Below are 16,573 nucleotides of genomic sequence, written 5' to 3' on the forward strand. Positions count from 1 at the left end.
TGAGAAATAAAAAAATATGTCGTTTTTATCAAAATTAGAATTAGACGGTAATACCTATAATATTCTGGAGTGTAAATACAATTTTACACAGCCGGTTGACGGGACGGGGAAGCCAAAGGGAATGCCTAAAGGCGGGAAAATAATGATCCGCATCGAAAGTACCGGAAACCCTGAATTATTAAGCTGGATGCTAGATCATAACCAGGTAAAAAACGGTAAAATAATTTTCTACCGAAGAGATGCTATGAGCAAATTGCAGGAACTTGTTTTTGAAAAAGCCTATTGTGTCGAATTTACAGAGCAATTCAATTCGGACAATGAAGAACCCCTTCAGATAGAAATGCATCTGGTTGCCAGAAAATTTGATGTCAATGGTGCTGTTCACGAAAAAATGTGGAGAGAATAATCTTAAATCAAGATCGACTGACACGAATTTTTGAACTGAAAATAAATTAAAATGGATATCGGGATTTCAATATATCACGTCGAAAAAGGTGATACATTACAATCGGTTGCGGAGAAATTGGGAATTCCCGCAGAAATACTAAAACGTTATCACAATACCTATTGCAATTTAAAAAATCTTATTGGACATGATCTCAACGGAATTCATGAAATAATGCTCCCTTCATCGGACAAAATTGTTGAATATAAAAAATCACAAAAGCAGAAAGAGATCTGTCAAATTTTTCTTCCTTTTTATCTGACGAAAGATTTTTATGCCACAAAATATGAGGTTTCAGAAAGTTTTGAGCAGCCAGAAGAAGAAAATGTAAAGATAACATACTCTGTTTTTGTCAGGCTTCGAGAAGATTTTAATAAAGGTTTTATTGCGGAAGTTGAAGCTAGTGACTTCAAAAAGAATGAACAGTCGCCTGATGATAAAATAAGCCAGCTTTCTCTTTCGTGTATGAAAAATATTTCTCCGATTGCTTTCCGGATTCCGGCGCAGGGAAAAATAACGGGTTTTTACGATCATAAGGTAATTGTTAAAAGATTTGAAAACAGACGTTCTGCTCTGAATGATTTTTTCATTGGTGAAGTTTCCGATGATTATTTAAATGCATTTTATGAGAATCTTAAAAGCGAGAATGATTTGCTTGAGCAATTCTCATCTTCATTACTCTATCAGGCTCTTTTCCCTGAAATGAACTGGTTTCAAAGCAAGAAAGATTGGAAAGATTATTACTATATCGTCCCGGATTCATTTCCTGTGAAATGCCATTTTCATACAGAATACAATTTTGAAAATTTAAATTATATAGAAATTATTATAAAAGGTAAAATCATAGAAGATTGCAGTCTACAGGAATTGCTGAAGGGAGTAAAAATTGATGAGTTTCCAAGGGAACAAGCAAATGGTGAAATAGAATTAAAATATACATTTCATAAAGAAAGTAAACAATTAACAAAAGTTGAGGCTGGCATTATCCTTTTAGATAAGGAAAATTTATATCAAAAACATAGTATTCTGATTACTGCAAAATAAAAATATTTTTTAATCAAATCAGATTTTTCCGAAAAATATAATGGACATTGGATGAAAAAATATACTGTACAGAAAGGAGATTCTCTAGATTCTATTGCTGAGAAATTCGGAGTAAAAAATGGTCAGTTGCTCCGTTCTTATCATAATATGCACTGTCCGCTGGATGATTTATTAGGATATGAACTTGTTCCGGGAAAAGAAATTCTGATCCCCGAAGAATCCGAATATCTAAGAAAAAAATGATAAAATAAACGAACCTGTGAATGAATATAATGAAACCGGAAAAAGTTTTGAAGAAAAACAGGAAGAGCCATCAAAAAAGAGACAGGAAGAAGAGAAAAGCGAAAGTAATTCCAGTGAACATGACGGAAAGTACTTCGTTATACAAAAAGGAATGTGCCAATGTAATCAAGGTTTTAAATTTCCAAAATTTAAAGTTACCTCTCATCAAAAACATTACTGGAATGATAATGATGGAAACCCAGATTATCTTGCCGTAACTGAAGATAATACTCAATTGGATCCTCAGGCACAACCTTTTGGACAGTGCAAACTGAAGCCGTCTGCCGGCGGTTATCTTCCCTGTACATACGCCCCTTTAGGAAAATGGACTAAAACATACGAAAAAGTAAAAGTAATGGGTAAAAGCTGTGTTACGGAAATTTCGGAACTCATGTGCTCTACTGGCGGAAAGATTACAGTTTTTAAACATGGTCAGCAAAGTGAAGCAGGTAAAAGTCAGGTAAAAGAATCAGATGTCCGGGAGCAGCGAGTGTACAGTCCAATCGTGAATTTTGAAAAATTCCAGGAAGAAATGAATGAACATAGTGGAGAAGCATGGTAATTGAAATTATTTTGTGATGAGTAAAAAAGGAGTTTCGATGATCTCTGGAAATATTTCTCCTATTGTGGGAGAAAAACAGACCTATCATATTGTTGGTTGGTATCCTGATACCCCAAAAGAAGAACGTGATCCTGGAAATGTTACATGGGAATTGTTCAGAAAAAGGAGTAACGGAAAGTTTAGCACCACAAATATTAAGAAAAAGGGAGACAGTAGTTTTACTTTTGGAGAGGCCTCTTTGGGAAATACTTATCGCCTGGAAGGCTATCTTCATCGGCCGGAAGGGGGAGGAATAATTATTACTCCAAAGCCCAGCAAAATTCCTCAAATAAATAAAGTAGGATTATTTTATGTGGATGATACCAGAGGCAGCATGTTTAGCTTTATGGAAAAGCTGAGAGCCAGAGCGTATTGCTGCAATATGTTTAATAAAGAATTGGTATTCACACTATGGGAGGATGATGCTATAGGATCAGGGCATCATAAAAGCAACAAAGCAATAGACTCACAAAAAGCCAAAGTAAATAAAAATGGAATTGCTGTTGCAGAATTTATGCTCACAAAAGCTCTCACGAAAAAAGCCATGCAGGGCGAAGTAGATTCGAAACAGCTGGAATTCTATGTAACAGTAGAATATTACAAAAGTAAAAAGCACGCGACAGAAAATGTAGAAATCGATAATCCTTATGCACAATATTATAAACCCAAACCATACGAACCTCCTGTAACGCCTAAAGCAAAAGGTTCACCGGCCGAACAGAAACCAAAATCCAGAAAAGAAGAAAGGGGAATTTTAGATGCTGTTACCGATCAATTGACAGATTTATGGGATTGGCAGGAAAGCAAGGGAACGATTACTAAAGATAAAACACCTACGGTGAGAAAACCCGAGGGGAGAAGTGTTGTGGTGGTGAAGGGACAAGAAACTTCCAAAAAAAATAATATTTGTATTTGCCAAAGTTATGATTTAATCTGGGGGCAGAAAGTTAGCTGTGAATTTAGGAAAAAAGTAGTGGAGATTGCTAATACACTGGGTAAAGATCCAAATTTGTTAATGGCGGGCATGGCACTAGAAACTGGAAGAACATTTTCTCCAACTGCAGGAGCTGGAACTAGTTATGTGGGACTCATTCAATTTGGAGATTTGGCTGCGGAATCTGTAGGAACAACAATAAGTGCTTTATTAAAAATGACAGATATTCAGCAATTGCATTACGTTGAAAAATATCTACAAAAGAAAAAAGATAAGATCAATACACTTACTGATTTTTATTTGTCTATATTAATGCCTATTGATGTTGGTAAAGGTAATCAGCCTAATTATACAGTTTTTGACAACAAATATCCTCTTGAATATTCTAAGAAGGGAATTCTTACAGATTTAAGCAAATCAAGACATTATGGTTACAGGCAGAATCCTGCTTTTTTCTTTGAGGGAGAGTTACATAAAAAAATTAAAATCAAGAGAAGTGACGGAAAATATCAAGTATTTAAAGAACTTCATGATGAAAAGAAGGTATGGTATGAAAACGGAGAAAAAAAATATGAAGGTGAAGGAAAAACATATATATGGGAAATAGAAAAAAGTATTTCAAAATTTTATGAAGATGGAAAAAATCATAAAGCGAAAGTATTTGAATGTCAAAAAGAATCAAAGCAAGATACACTCCCATCAACAGAAAAAGATACATGGAATGTAATAATTACAGAACATTATACTGGAAAAATGTGTACCCACATCGAAATGACTCCAATTAGAAATAATTGTAGAAGAGGTAAAATAGAAGTTTATGACCATAATGGGAAAATAGTTTTTACAATTTCTGACTGTTTGCTTGAAGGAATAGCAGGAGAAGACAGAATGATTAAAGATTCTGACGCTCCTTTTGGCACATATAAAATATCAGCCTCACCCTTTATTATGGGTTCTTTATCAGGAGACAAGCGTACTTCTTACGGGCCAAATCCAAGGTTGTCTTTTGAACCAATCTTAGGACACGATGATGAAGCGGCCAAAAGTGGGCGTTCCTTAATAAGAATACATGGAGGTAGGCAGGAAACGAAGAAATTTCAGCCAAGACCAAATCCTGTTCTTTTGAGAACACATGGTTGTATAAGAATATGGGATGCGGATGCAAAGAGATTTTATGAATGGTGGAGGGACTACCATAAATCTAATCCTGAAATTAGACCCGGTAAACTAAAAATAATTAAATAAATATTATGAAAAATAAATTATTTTTTTTCCTGATGTTTACTGTCTTATGTCGTTGTCAAGAAAAAAGGCAATCATTAAAATATATGAAAACAGATATAGAATTAGTAGGAAATTTAGATTTAAATAACTCTATTTTTCCTAAAGAAGAAATAGAACTTAAGAAATATAAGTTTGAGGGTATATATATAGAAAATATTCAGATTGAAAAATTATTAGATAAAGAATACAGATACAAATTTTTTAATTACCTAAAAAATAGAACAGATGATAATGACTTTAAAGCTACTCTTTTTTGTAAACTTTTACTCATTAGGATTCAACAACTTAAAGATTCAAATTCTTTTTTTATTTTATCAGAAAGTTCTAAATATAATGAGATTTCATCTGAAGGAATAGAATTATTAGGAGATAGTGTAACTGAATTATTTCTTGATGATCCTTATTTTTTTATTCAACAAGGCACAAAATATAATGATAAAGAGATTAATAATTATGTTTTGGCTGTACTTAATGATTTTACGGTAAATGAATTTTTTTTTAAAGATAATTTAGCAGAGATTACAATAGACAAAAAGATGTTATTATTAAATCCAATAATTGAAAAAGACTTCACAGATAAAAATCTTATTAAAACCTTAAAAAGAATGCCTAAAGTTGAAGCTTTTTTTTCCCCTTCACTATATACTAATTGGAAAAGCAAGACAATTGATTTCACGAATATTATTGAATTATTTGGTGAAGATTTAATGAAAAAATGCGACGTTAGTGAAGCCAATTATTATAGATTAATAATTCTTCCTACTCTAAATAAATATGTTATTCAAGGTAAATCTTCTCCAGTTTACTTCATCCAGGATCCAGACGGTTTTACAAACCTCCGAAAAGAAAAAAACACATCTTCTGAAATTTTACAAAAAATAAAATCCGCGAGCATTATTGAAGTGCTTGATAATTCCGGCGACTGGTTTCTGGTAAAAACCAAAGAAGGAAATAGGGGGTATGTTCATAAAAGTCGAATAAAATCTAAGTAAGAAGAACAATATAAGCTTATCAAAATTAAAACATTATAAAAATAAATATCTATACACTTTCACCCTTCCAACCTTTTCCCGTTTTTATACATCTATACCAATAGAACAGCTATAAAACAAAATTCTATGAAAAGGGCATGTATACAATTCCTCCTGTTTTTCCAGATTCTCTGCCTCGCTCAGGTTCCGACGATCGAAATTCCCGATGGAAAGGGTGGATATAAGAAAAACGATCAGGTAATTCTTCAGAAATTGCATATCGAAACAAAAATTGTGGGTAGAATTTCGACCAACGTGATTACCATGGTTTTAAAGAACAACTCCGGACGACTGAGAGAAGGCCGTGTAACTTTTCCACTTCCGGAGGGAACAAATGCCAGCGGTTATGCATTGGATATCAATGGTAAACTGAGAAATGCCGTTCCGGTAGAAAAAGAAAAAGCCAGAGAAGTGTATGAAACTATCAGAAAAAGAAATATTGATCCTGGAGTATTGGAGAAAACGGAAGGAAATAATTTCCGTACCACTGTCTATCCTATTGCTCCGAACGGTGGAGAAAGAACATTACAGATTACTTATCATTATGAATTAAAAAAATCTGGGAACTCTTATCAGTATTTTTTGCCGCTGGATTATCCCTCAGAAATTCCTGATTTCAGTGTTCTGACAAGTGTTTACAGTAATTCCGAAGCTCCACAACTGCTGGAAAGACCTGATGGCGAATTCGATTTTGTGAAAAACGGAAACATTTGGACCGCTGAAATTCATAAAACAAAATATAAACCCGGAAATAATTTAAAGATTAACTTTCCTCAACATGAAACGAGTCAGAGCGTCCTGATGAGTGAGGCTTCCGATGATTCTTCTTATTTTCTTGCTAATATAAATATTGCTTCAAACGAGCGGGTTAAAGAGCTTCCCAATAAAATAGCCATCGTTTGGGATAATTCTTTAAGCGGAAAGAAACGTGATCACACCAAAGAATTTTTATTACTTGAAGAGTATTTTAAGACAAATAAAGATGTCACCGTGAAAACGTACTTTATTAACAATACTTTTGAAGAAGGAAGAACATTTAAAATAAATGCAGGAAACTGGAGCAGTCTGAAATTCTTTTTGTCCTACATTACCTACGACGGAGGAACGGATTTTGGCCAATTAAAATCGCTTAAAGAAGATGAAGTTTTATTCTTTACTGATGGGTTTTCTTCTTTCGGAGAGTTGAAACTGAACTGGATCAGGCCGGTTTATACCATTTCATCTTCGCCTCATACGAATTTCGAGCAGTTAAAGTACATCAGCAATAAAACCCATGGCGAGTTTTTGAATCTGAATGAAAATGATCCGAAAAAAGAAGTCAGAAAATTATTATTTCAGCCATTAAAATTCTTAGGAATTGAAAGTGACCCATCGGTTTCTGAAGTTTATCCATCATTACCGGAGACTATTTCGCAGGATTTTTTGCTTACGGGAATTGTAAAGGGAAATCAGACATCTGTTAAGTTGAAATTTGGATATGGAGACGAAGTTACAGAAACCAGAATCATTAACCTGAACACTAAGAATCAGACAGTAAAATACTGGGGAATTTCAACTTTCTGGGCTCAGAAAAAACTTAATGAACTGGAAATTTTTTCAAAACAAAATAAAGATGAAATCAAAAATCTATGCAAACAGTTTGGTCTGGTAAGCAGTAATATGAGTTTAATGGTTCTTGAAAATGTAGAGGATTATGTGCGCTATGACATCACGCCGCCATTGGAACTCAAAACACAGTTTGATGCGATTGTTAAAAACAACAGAATTGCCAAAGATGCAAGGTTGAAGGATTTGATGAGTAAAGCTGAATGGATGACTGAAAATTTAAAAACATGGTGGAATAAAGAATATATACCAAAGCCAAAGCGTTATCCTGAACCCAAACTCACTCGTGAAAGAAGTGATTCAACAAGCGTAAACGACCTTGAAGAAGTGGTCGTAACCGGGGCCGCAGGGATAAGAGAGACTCAACATCATACTACTGCATCAGCGGTTTCCGAGCAGAGAAGAGAACGGCAGCAACTGAATATTAGGGGAATGCCATCTATTGCATCCAATAAAGTACTTCAGGGAAGAGCTTCAGGTCTTCAGATAGGATATAGAAATGAATATGCAAACAGTTCTTCGCAAATCAATTCCGGTAAAATAAAAACCATTGAAGTAGAATCTAAAGCTGAATATATGAAATTTTTCAGCGCTGTGAATGATCTTGAAAGCATCTATAAAGTTTATCTTCAGCATCGTGAAAAATACGAAAATCTTCCTCAGTACTATTTTGATGTTTCAGGGATTTTATTTAAAATGAATGACAGAAAATCTGCATTGAAAGTGCTAAGTTCCATTGCTGACCTTGAGTTTGAAAATGAGGAACTGTATAAATTACTGGCCTATAAATTAAAACAGACCGGTGCATATGACAAAGAGCTTTTTGTCGCTCAAAAAGTACTGGAATGGCGGCCTTTTGATCCTCAGAGTTACAGAGATGTTGCGTTGGCTTTTGAAGACAATGCACAATACCAGCCGGCTCTTGATAATCTGTATAAAGTTCTCACGCAGTCTTATACAAAAGAACTCGCAGAAAGAGATAACGGAATTGAAGAAATTATCATTATGGAAATCAATGAACTTATTGCAAACCATGGGACGCATTTAGATCTTAAAACAATCAATCCTAAAATCGTGGCAGATCTCCCGGTGAATATCAGGGTTGTCATCAACTGGAACAAAGATGATACGGATATCGATCTCTGGGTAACAGACCCTGATAATGAACGTTGCTATTATTCGAATAAAGAAACTGAAATTGGAGGAAGAATGAGTGATGATTTTACAGGAGGTTTCGGCCCGGAGCAGTTTTTACTGAAAAAAGCAATGAAAGGAAAATATAAAATAGAGACCAATTTCTTCGGAGAACGACAGGTGGGAGTTGCAGGTCCTACAGCTATTATGGCAGAGGTTTATATCAATTATGCGACAGGTAAGCAGGAAAGAAAGATTGTGGTATTTCAAAACCAAAAAGAGAATAGCCGGAAAGGAGAAGGTGTTCTTATCGGTGAGTTTGAATTTTAAAGCAACAATGTTTAAAATATGAAAAGCATTAGTAAATTTTTTATGATAAAGACAATAAAATAGAGGTGTGAAATGTTAATATAAATGATTGATGTGTAGTGAAGAAGTTTGAGTTTGAAGTGTCTGCAGCAATGCAGGCATTTTTATTTTGAAATTAAAATAGTATTAAGTTTGTAATCTTTTAAAGTATTATAAAAATTGTTTTATTTTTATTACTTTTGAAGACTAACTTAACTGATATATTTAAGGTTATGGTGAAAAATTCTTTTTCAGGCTTAAATTGTGCAATCGGTTGCATTTGTTTTAATAATACTAATTTGCACAAGCAATTCAAGCAAACTACACGCTGGTAAATCGAATAGGTTAACATCATAGAAGGTTGGGAAAAGCCCTTTAATTATTAAGGTTAAATAAAATTAAAAAAAATGAAACTGAATATCTGTACATTCGCTTTAGGGTTGTTTGTGGTAAATCTTTCCGCTCAGGTGAAAAAAGATACCCTTGCTGAAAAAATACTTCTCTATCAACTTCCTATTGGTGGATGGGGAAAACAACTGGAAGATAAATCGGTGGTTAATTACAGTTTGCCGGTTGATAAAAACCTTTTAAGAAAAATAAAATCGACAGGTGACGATCATGCTACCATTGATAATAATGCGACTTCAAGGGAAATCAGTGCTTTAATAAAAGCTTATTCCGAGACCAAAAATGCAGACTATCTGAAAGCTGCAGAAAGAGGAATCCGTTATCTTCTTACCATGCAGTATGAAAATGGTGGTTTTCCTCAGTATTATCCCAATAAAAGCCTTTACAGAAAGCAGATTACCTATAATGATAACGCAATGATTAATGCATTAAACATTCTGTATAATGTTGCAGAAGGAAAAAATGAATTTAATGCTGTGGATGAAAAAATAAAGGAAAAAGCAAAAAATGCTGTAAAAAAAGGTATTGAATGCATTCTGAAAACGCAGGTTCTCCAGAAAGGAAATCCAACAATCTGGGCAGATCAGTACGATGAAATGACCCTGCAGCCTGATAAAGCAAGGGCTTTTGAGCCCATTTCTCTTGCTACCGCAGAATCGGTGGGAATCGTTCGTTTTCTCATGACGCAGCCTGTAACTCCTGAAATTGAAAAATCAGTAAAATCAGCCGTTAAATGGTTCAGAGATAATGATATTGAAGGATATAGTTATGATGTAGCAAAGCAAAACGGGAAAACAGTGAGAGTACTGGCAGAAGATAAAAGCTCCGTAATATGGGCTAGATTTTATGATATTCATGACAACAGGCCTTTATTCGGCGATCGTGACGGAAGTGTAAAATACAATTACAATGAAGTTTCCGAAGAAAGGAGAAATGGCTACAGCTGGTTTGGCGATTTTGCCAAGAAACTGCTTGATAAAGAATATCCGAAATGGCTTTATAAAAATCAACTTTCTGAATAGCCTTTCAGATATAAAAACTGCGGGCTGAGAATTTTCTCAGCCCGCAGTTTTTATCCTACTAGTATTTAAATTCCTAAAAAGAATCGCAGATGTTTCCACTTAATGTAGCGCCTGCTTTTGCAGTTACATCAGCTTTTACCGCAGAAGCATTAAGTTTGTTGATAGAATAAGGCGGAGAAAATGCACTTCCGCTTCCTGAAGTATTACCGGTTACATTTACAAAACTGTTTCCGGTTTGTGTTACGGCAGTATATCCGCTCATCAGGTTGATTGGTTCTTTTACATTTTCAAAAACATTTCTTTCCACAAGAATATTTGCCTTTACTCCTGCTGCAACACATTTATTACTTACAGAACTGTTGAAATAGCTGTTAAGAATATGTACTTTCCCGTATCTTACTCTTGGCATACGTTCTTTGCATCCCGGTGCCCACCAGCATCTTACGAAAGTTACGTTTAATTTTCCGGTATCTGCGGTTGCGCCGTCGCTTGATCCTATAAGATTTGAGTATCGGTGGTCATCGGTTCCTCCTGATCCTCCTGGTTTAGGTGCTTTCAGATAATGAAACTTGGTGTACGAAACGGTAACATAATCCGACTTATTTTTGATATCAAAATTTCCGTCAACTCCATCACGGAATTCGCAGTGGTCGATCCATACATTTCGACAGTCATCCAGTATTGCATTGTCCCATCCATCGGTGTCGTAAGCTCCAGGGCCTTCAAAAATCAGGTTTCTGATGATGATATTATTACACCTTTTAATGTTGATGATTCCCGAGCCGTCTTTTGTCTGATTTGTTGAAACAAGCTTAGCACCACTGGCTCCGTAAATTGTTTTTCCGCTCTGATCCTGAAATGATAATCTTGTGGTAATGGTTATCGTTCCGGTTACTTTAATAACTTTTACAGATGCGTTTTCAATGGCCGATTTCAGCTGTGCGTAGTTTGATACCGTTGTTTCTGCAGCAGTTCCTCCGCCTGTGGTTCCTCCGTTTTGTGATGCCCAGCCGGGTGCCACGCAGCTTACTAAAGGAACGACGGCATTGGCAACCATTTCGTTTTTAAGGGTAAGAGCATTTGGATTTTCTGCCACTTCCGATTTAATGTCTTCCTGTCCACATCCGGTTAACGCAAGAACCGAACTTAAAACTACTGTGAGAATAGCGGCTTTTGTTGTTGTTTTCATAGTAATATTATTTATTTTTGATTTGATTTCAAAATTATTATTTTAATATTAATTTGTTTTATATTTTAAACTATTAATATTTATATAATTATAATGTTATTTATTTATTTTGTTCAATCGGTTACATTTTATGTAATCATGAATAATAAAATAAGAATGTTTTTAAACGCTTCATTACAACTTACTACTATCGGTAAGTTGTTAATTATGAGTTGTCTGTGTGTTGTGTCGCAAGGAAATCTTACCTGAATGGCGCGAATGCATCTACAAGCTGTCCGGCTTCCAGGCATTTTACTCCATGAAATATATTGGGTTGGGCAAAAAATCCGTCCCCTTTACTTAATATTCTTGTTTCACCATCTACGGTAACCTCAAATTTCCCTGAAGCCACGTATGTTATTTGCGAATGAAAATGCTGATGTAATGCCCCTATTGCATCTTTTTCAAAACCGACAATCACCATCATTATTTGTGAATTATACCCAACAAACTGTCTGGATACACCATTGCCCAAATCTTCCCATTCGGAATTTCTGTCGAAGAAAGGTTCTTTTTTGAAATTCATTTTTAAATTTTTAAAGAATTCTTATTTAATATATTTCTCCAGTCCAATGTTTAAATTTTTCAGAGAATTGGCAGCTAATTTTGCAACGGTTTCAGCCCCAAGTTTAGATAAATGAGTGTCATCATCTTTCCCTTTAGGATAATAAGGATTTTCGCCTTCAGCAAAATGGAGGTGCAGTTTTTTTGATTTTTCCGGGCCGTAAGAAATTTCCATCTGTTCAGTTAGCAGCTGTAGATCCACGAAATCAACTTTCAAATCATTTGCAACCATTCTTACCACCAAAGGATATTCTTTATGTGTATCTACCAGTACACCATTTTCATTGAAATTGCGTCTTACAATAGAAGTCATCAAAATCGGTATGGCACCTTTAGCCCTGATTTCGTTGACGTATCTTTCGAGGTTGGCTCTGTATTGGGTGTAAGGATTGGTAAAACGAGAAGAGTCATTCACTTTCTGGTCATTGTGCCCGAACTGAATAATCACAAAATCTCCTTTTTTTAACTGTTTCATTACCTTATCCCATCTTCCCTCTGTTCTGAAACTTTTTGAGCTTCTGCCATTGGTCGCATGATTCTGTATCACAATTCCTGATGTCATTACTATTGGCAGCATTTGTCCCCAGCCGTGTTCGGGATTTTTCTCAGGATTTTCTTTATCAGCCATCGTAGAATCTCCGATAAGGAAAAGAGTGGGTTTTTGCTGCGCAAAGATCATAACTGATAAAAACAAAAAGAGGATGTTAAGTTTTTTATTCATTGTAACGGTCATTTTATTTATTGGGATTCCAATTGTTAAAAATTTGTTTTATAGTATATTTTTTTAATTCTTTTTTCGTCAGCTGATGCGACCAGTTTACCCGTTTTGACGAATTTCCGCCTTCACCTTTGCTTCCGTATTCTGCATAATAAGCTGTTTTTTCTTTATCAGGAAACATTTTATCCCCTTTCCACGGATTCCAGCCTTCAGGAACGATGTGCTTCCCCATTTCGGTGTTGATGAAAACGGTTTTAGCATAAGGCCTCCAAGGTCTTCCGAGATAAACTTTTGAAATTCCTTCTTTAGCTGTTAATTTACAATCAAGAAAGACGAAGCCGTACTGTTTATCTGCTTCCGTTGCTGCAGCTGTAATGTAAGAATCGGCAAGGCTCTTTATTGTACAGTTTTTAAAAACCGCGGTTGCCTGTCCGAAAATAAAATCCGTTGTCCCCTCAATATAACAATTCTCAAAATATTGCCTGCTGTGGTTTGTTGCTGAATAAACCGTGTCCTGGCATCCGAGAATTTTTGAATTTTTAATGATAAACCGGTCGCCTTCCACATGTAGCGCAACTGCTTGCCCTTCATTACATGACGAATTTCGGATGGTAACATTGCTGATTGTAATCTCATCTCCCATTACCAGTAATGTATAGGAATTGAACGTTGTCATCTGTTCATTGAAAACGTCGGATTTTCCCGAAAAATCATTATTGGTAATGATGGTATTGTCTTTATCTTCACCCTGTAATATAATTTTGTGTTTGGAAGAAGGGATCACAACTTTTTCATTGTAAGTTCCCGATTTTATAAAAATTAATGCTTCAGCCGGCCCTAAATCGCGTATGGAATTAATCGCTTTCTGAATCGAAGTAAAATCTCCGCTCCCATCTTTTGCAACCGTAATTTTTATATAAGGATCATATTCTGCAAACAGAAAACCGGTCATTGAAATAAATAAAATTAAAAGGAATTTTTTCATAAGCTGAATATTATGTTGAGATATATTTCATTAAAAATTAGATATAAAAGGCTTTAGCTTAAAGTCTGTTTAAACTTTTTTAATAACCGCAAAAGTCGCAAAAGATGAGTTTAATTTTATCTAAAGTTGATGACTACAAATGAAAAAGATGACAATAGCTTAAAAAAATCTTTGATTTTTATTCTTTTGAAAACTTTAAATACTCTAATCAATGCGTTAAGATTATCTTTTGCGACTTTTGCGGTTAGTTCTGGAATTAGTTTAAACAAGTTTAGTTAAGATGCTTCAAAGTATGGTTAAGAAGATCTTTGGTGTAGTTTCTTTTATTTTTTAATCCTCTTATTTAAAAAATCCAGCATATAATTCAGGGTTTCCGTGAACCATGGTTCTGCCGACCAGAAAGAATGCGGTGTATCTTTGATCTCATGAAATTCGGTGTAGATGTTCAGGCTTTTTAGTTTCTTCATCATATCATCTCTCCCTGCATGGAAACGTGGCTGTGAGCTGTTAATGAAAAGGGTAGGAGGTGTACGTTTATCTACATATTCCAGTGGGGAAGCTTCCGTCCAGTTTTTGAGGTTGGTGTTTTTATCACCATTGAGCCAGTAAGCGGCATAGGTGCTTTCTTCAGATTCTGGATGAATGAAAGAAACAATTCCGTCTACATTGATGATCGCCCTGATCTTATTCTTAGGTTTTACACCGACCAACGTTGCTATCTGGGCACCAGCTGATTCTCCGTAAATCACTATATTTTTTTTATCCAGAGAATATTTTTTATGATTTTTTTTTAGCCATTGAATGCCGGTTTCAATATCTTCAATTCCGGCAGGATATTTTGCAACATCGGCGAGTCTGTAACCAATGGCCATTACCACAAAACCTTTTGAAGCAAGCTCCATCGCCATGAATTTTTCATTTTCCTTACTTCCTGAAGTCCATCCTCCGCCATGAACCATCGCAATGCCGGGATATTTTTTTGATGGATCTGAAGGATAATAGAGATCTGCTTGTAAAGAAACCCCATCTACGTTGGCATATTCCACATTCTTATCAATTACGATATTCTGAGGAACCGGCCTGTCGACAGGGCTGATGAAAGGATATTTTTTCTTTAATTTTTCAAATGTGATTTCATTGGTGTAAGGAGTAGCATTCGGACGGCTTACCTGCCCGAATGCCATTGTCCCCATAAAAAAAATAGAAATATAAGTATGTCTTTGTTTTAAAATCATTCGCTTACGGAATTTTTTTAATACTTTTTTAATCAATTATTTAACTGCATTTCTCGCTACGTCTGTTCCGACAGAAAGTAAATTTTTATCGGTCGTTATTTCTTTAGGCAACAATACAGCGCCTGTTTTGTTTCCCAGAATTTTAACGTAGGGTTTGCTCGCCGATTCAAATTTTACGGTGGAAAGATTTACATTTTTACTGTTGTAGATCGTCGCACCGGTTCCTTCTGTATATTTCAGCGTTACATTTTTAAGTTGAATTCCGTCTGCATCGGCTATGGTTAATGCTTTTTTTGTGTCAAACTGAGAATCTTCAATCACGATATTTTTAAGATTCATTTCCGCAAGCCCAAATAAGGTAATGGCTTCGTAAGAATTCACCGCATTGATGTTTTTAAAGAAAATATTTCTGAACACCGGTGTTTCTTCTGTTACCGGAAAAACTTTTTCAGGAGCTTTGTTTCCTTCCTGTTTCTGTCCGTCTTCCAGTACAGGAGAGGCACCTTCGTAAAACATATTGAAGCCAATCGTTTGCGTCGGAATATTTATCATATCAATGTTTTTAATGTAAATATTTTCAACAATTCCTCCTCTTCCGCGCGTTGTTTTGAAACGCAGCCCGATATCGGTTCCGATAAACGTACAGTCGGAAACGTGGATATTTCTTGCGCCACCTGACATTTCGCTTCCTATGACAAAACCTCCGTGTCCATGATACACAATATTGTTTTTGATAATGACATTTTCAGTAGGCATTCCTCTTTTTCTTCCGTCTTCATCCTTTCCGGATTTAATACAGATGGCATCATCTCCAACGTCGAAAGTATTATCATAAATTAAAACATTCTTACAGGATTCTAAATCTACGCCATCGCCGTTTTGAGAAAACCACGGATTTCTTACGGTAAGATTTCTTAAAATAACATTTGTACACATCAACGGGTGAAGATTCCATGCAGGAGAGTTCTGAAATGTAGGCCCGTCCAGCAAAACTTTGTCGCAGCCAACCAGACTTACCATCACAGGACGAAGGAAGTCTTTAACTGTAATGAGTTCTTCTTTGGATATTTTATCAGGAACATTAAAATTAGAGCTGCTTTCCAGCCCTTTCTTATAGCTTTCAGACGGATACCAGTTTTTGCCGTCTTTAGACACAATTCCCCCGGATTTTACTATTTCTTTCCATTGGGATTCGGAAACTTTACTTTTTTTAATGGCTCTCCATGCATCACCGCTGCCATCGATCACGCCTTTTCCGGTAATGGCAATATTGGTTGCGTTCTTCGCGGAAATAGGAGACTGGCATCGCACGGTGTTAAGACCTTCAAAGCTTACATCTACTAAAGGATAATCGTTTTTATCTTTACTAAAAACGATAAATGCTCCTTCTTCTACATGAAGATTGATATTGCTTTTCAGTTCAATAGGGCCTGTAAGCCACATTCCTCTGGGTACAATAAGCTTTCCGCCGCCTTTTTTGCTTAAATCTTCAATGGCTTTTCTGAAGGCTTCCGTATTTTTTATATTTCCGCCCGCAACGCCACCAAATTGCGTGATGGAAACAGTGTTGGCAGGAAATGATGTTTCCGCAACCTGAGGCATTTTAAACTCAATATTTTTGTAAATATCCAGGTTTTGAGCAAACGTTTGCTCTGAAAAGATCATGGCTGCTACCAAACCGATTACTTTAAGAGACTTCTTCATA

At 35.5% G+C, this 16,573-nt stretch carries 14 protein-coding genes; 8 read left to right on the forward strand and 6 right to left on the reverse strand.

The features are described 5' to 3' along the window. Positions 1 to 16: 16 nt before the first annotated feature. From tssD to pelA, 8 genes are all read left to right on the forward strand, one after another. On the forward strand, positions 17 to 406 hold the full coding sequence (gene tssD, locus BLR30_RS01505) for a type VI secretion system tube protein TssD (RefSeq protein ID WP_089853656.1): 390 nt from the start codon (positions 17 to 19) through the stop codon (positions 404 to 406). A 51-nt stretch (positions 407 to 457) separates the two neighbouring features. Further along, positions 458 to 1,489 carry a hypothetical protein gene (locus BLR30_RS01510; protein ID WP_089853659.1) on the forward strand — a complete coding sequence of 344 codons (1,032 nt, stop codon included), beginning with the start codon at positions 458 to 460 and terminating at the stop codon, positions 1,487 to 1,489. Positions 1,490 to 1,540: 51 nt separating this feature from the next. After that, on the forward strand, positions 1,541 to 1,732 hold the full coding sequence (locus BLR30_RS01515; protein WP_089853662.1) for a LysM peptidoglycan-binding domain-containing protein: 192 nt from the start codon (positions 1,541 to 1,543) through the stop codon (positions 1,730 to 1,732). A gap of 16 nt (positions 1,733 to 1,748) precedes the next feature. Continuing rightward, positions 1,749 to 2,333, forward strand: a complete 585-nt coding sequence (locus tag BLR30_RS01520; RefSeq protein ID WP_228400678.1) for a DUF4280 domain-containing protein — start codon at positions 1,749 to 1,751, stop codon at positions 2,331 to 2,333. A 16-nt stretch (positions 2,334 to 2,349) separates the two neighbouring features. Further along, on the forward strand, positions 2,350 to 4,551 hold the full coding sequence (locus BLR30_RS01525) for a L,D-transpeptidase family protein (protein ID WP_089853665.1): 2,202 nt from the start codon (positions 2,350 to 2,352) through the stop codon (positions 4,549 to 4,551). 83 nt (positions 4,552 to 4,634) lie between these two features. Further along, a complete protein-coding gene (locus tag BLR30_RS01530) occupies positions 4,635 to 5,582 on the forward strand; it encodes an SH3 domain-containing protein (protein WP_175443575.1) in 948 nt (315 codons plus the stop codon). Between the two features lie 126 nt (positions 5,583 to 5,708). After that, positions 5,709 to 8,690 carry a VIT domain-containing protein gene (locus tag BLR30_RS01535; protein ID WP_089853672.1) on the forward strand — a complete coding sequence of 994 codons (2,982 nt, stop codon included), beginning with the start codon at positions 5,709 to 5,711 and terminating at the stop codon, positions 8,688 to 8,690. A 425-nt stretch (positions 8,691 to 9,115) separates the two neighbouring features. Beyond that, positions 9,116 to 10,138: a pectate lyase gene (gene pelA, locus BLR30_RS01540; protein ID WP_089853676.1), complete on the forward strand. Its 1,023-nt coding sequence runs from the start codon at positions 9,116 to 9,118 to the stop codon at positions 10,136 to 10,138. Between the two features lie 73 nt (positions 10,139 to 10,211). Here the strand turns inward: pelA and BLR30_RS01545 are convergent, their stop codons facing one another. The 6 genes from BLR30_RS01545 to BLR30_RS01570 form a co-directional block, all read right to left on the reverse strand. Continuing rightward, positions 10,212 to 11,327 carry a pectate lyase family protein gene (locus tag BLR30_RS01545; RefSeq protein ID WP_089853679.1) on the reverse strand — a complete coding sequence of 372 codons (1,116 nt, stop codon included), beginning with the start codon at positions 11,325 to 11,327 and terminating at the stop codon, positions 10,212 to 10,214. 241 nt (positions 11,328 to 11,568) lie between these two features. Next, on the reverse strand, positions 11,569 to 11,892 hold the full coding sequence (locus BLR30_RS01550; RefSeq protein ID WP_089853682.1) for a cupin domain-containing protein: 324 nt from the start codon (positions 11,890 to 11,892) through the stop codon (positions 11,569 to 11,571). Between the two features lie 21 nt (positions 11,893 to 11,913). Then, positions 11,914 to 12,651 carry a rhamnogalacturonan acetylesterase gene (locus BLR30_RS01555; RefSeq protein WP_089854597.1) on the reverse strand — a complete coding sequence of 246 codons (738 nt, stop codon included), beginning with the start codon at positions 12,649 to 12,651 and terminating at the stop codon, positions 11,914 to 11,916. A gap of 13 nt (positions 12,652 to 12,664) precedes the next feature. Continuing rightward, positions 12,665 to 13,633: a pectinesterase family protein gene (locus BLR30_RS01560; protein ID WP_089853685.1), complete on the reverse strand. Its 969-nt coding sequence runs from the start codon at positions 13,631 to 13,633 to the stop codon at positions 12,665 to 12,667. Positions 13,634 to 13,956: 323 nt separating this feature from the next. Then, positions 13,957 to 14,868: an alpha/beta hydrolase gene (locus BLR30_RS01565; RefSeq protein ID WP_139164568.1), complete on the reverse strand. Its 912-nt coding sequence runs from the start codon at positions 14,866 to 14,868 to the stop codon at positions 13,957 to 13,959. A gap of 36 nt (positions 14,869 to 14,904) precedes the next feature. Next, positions 14,905 to 16,572: a glycoside hydrolase family 28 protein gene (locus BLR30_RS01570; protein WP_089853691.1), complete on the reverse strand. Its 1,668-nt coding sequence runs from the start codon at positions 16,570 to 16,572 to the stop codon at positions 14,905 to 14,907. Between the last annotated feature and the right edge of the window lies 1 nt (position 16,573).

This window comes from Chryseobacterium taeanense (assembly GCF_900099685.1).
GTDB classification, from domain to species: Bacteria; Bacteroidota; Bacteroidia; order Flavobacteriales; family Weeksellaceae; genus Chryseobacterium; species Chryseobacterium taeanense.

Bases quoted from the DNA above. Each gene is read 5' to 3' on its own strand.
- tssD (WP_089853656.1), top strand. From the start codon at position 17: ATGTCGTTTTTATCAAAATTAGAATTAGACGGTAATACCTATAATATT.
- BLR30_RS01510 (WP_089853659.1), top strand. From the start codon at position 458: ATGGATATCGGGATTTCAATATATCACGTCGAAAAAGGTGATACATTA.
- BLR30_RS01515 (WP_089853662.1), top strand. From the start codon at position 1,541: ATGAAAAAATATACTGTACAGAAAGGAGATTCTCTAGATTCTATTGCT.
- BLR30_RS01525 (WP_089853665.1), top strand. From the start codon at position 2,350: ATGAGTAAAAAAGGAGTTTCGATGATCTCTGGAAATATTTCTCCTATT.
- BLR30_RS01530 (WP_175443575.1), top strand. From the start codon at position 4,635: ATGAAAACAGATATAGAATTAGTAGGAAATTTAGATTTAAATAACTCT.
- BLR30_RS01535 (WP_089853672.1), top strand. From the start codon at position 5,709: ATGAAAAGGGCATGTATACAATTCCTCCTGTTTTTCCAGATTCTCTGC.
- pelA (WP_089853676.1), top strand. From the start codon at position 9,116: ATGAAACTGAATATCTGTACATTCGCTTTAGGGTTGTTTGTGGTAAAT.
- BLR30_RS01545 (WP_089853679.1), bottom strand. From the start codon at position 11,327: ATGAAAACAACAACAAAAGCCGCTATTCTCACAGTAGTTTTAAGTTCG.
- BLR30_RS01550 (WP_089853682.1), bottom strand. From the start codon at position 11,892: ATGAATTTCAAAAAAGAACCTTTCTTCGACAGAAATTCCGAATGGGAA.
- BLR30_RS01555 (WP_089854597.1), bottom strand. From the start codon at position 12,651: ATGAATAAAAAACTTAACATCCTCTTTTTGTTTTTATCAGTTATGATC.
- BLR30_RS01560 (WP_089853685.1), bottom strand. From the start codon at position 13,633: ATGAAAAAATTCCTTTTAATTTTATTTATTTCAATGACCGGTTTTCTG.
- BLR30_RS01565 (WP_139164568.1), bottom strand. From the start codon at position 14,868: ATGATTTTAAAACAAAGACATACTTATATTTCTATTTTTTTTATGGGG.
- BLR30_RS01570 (WP_089853691.1), bottom strand. From the start codon at position 16,572: ATGAAGAAGTCTCTTAAAGTAATCGGTTTGGTAGCAGCCATGATCTTT.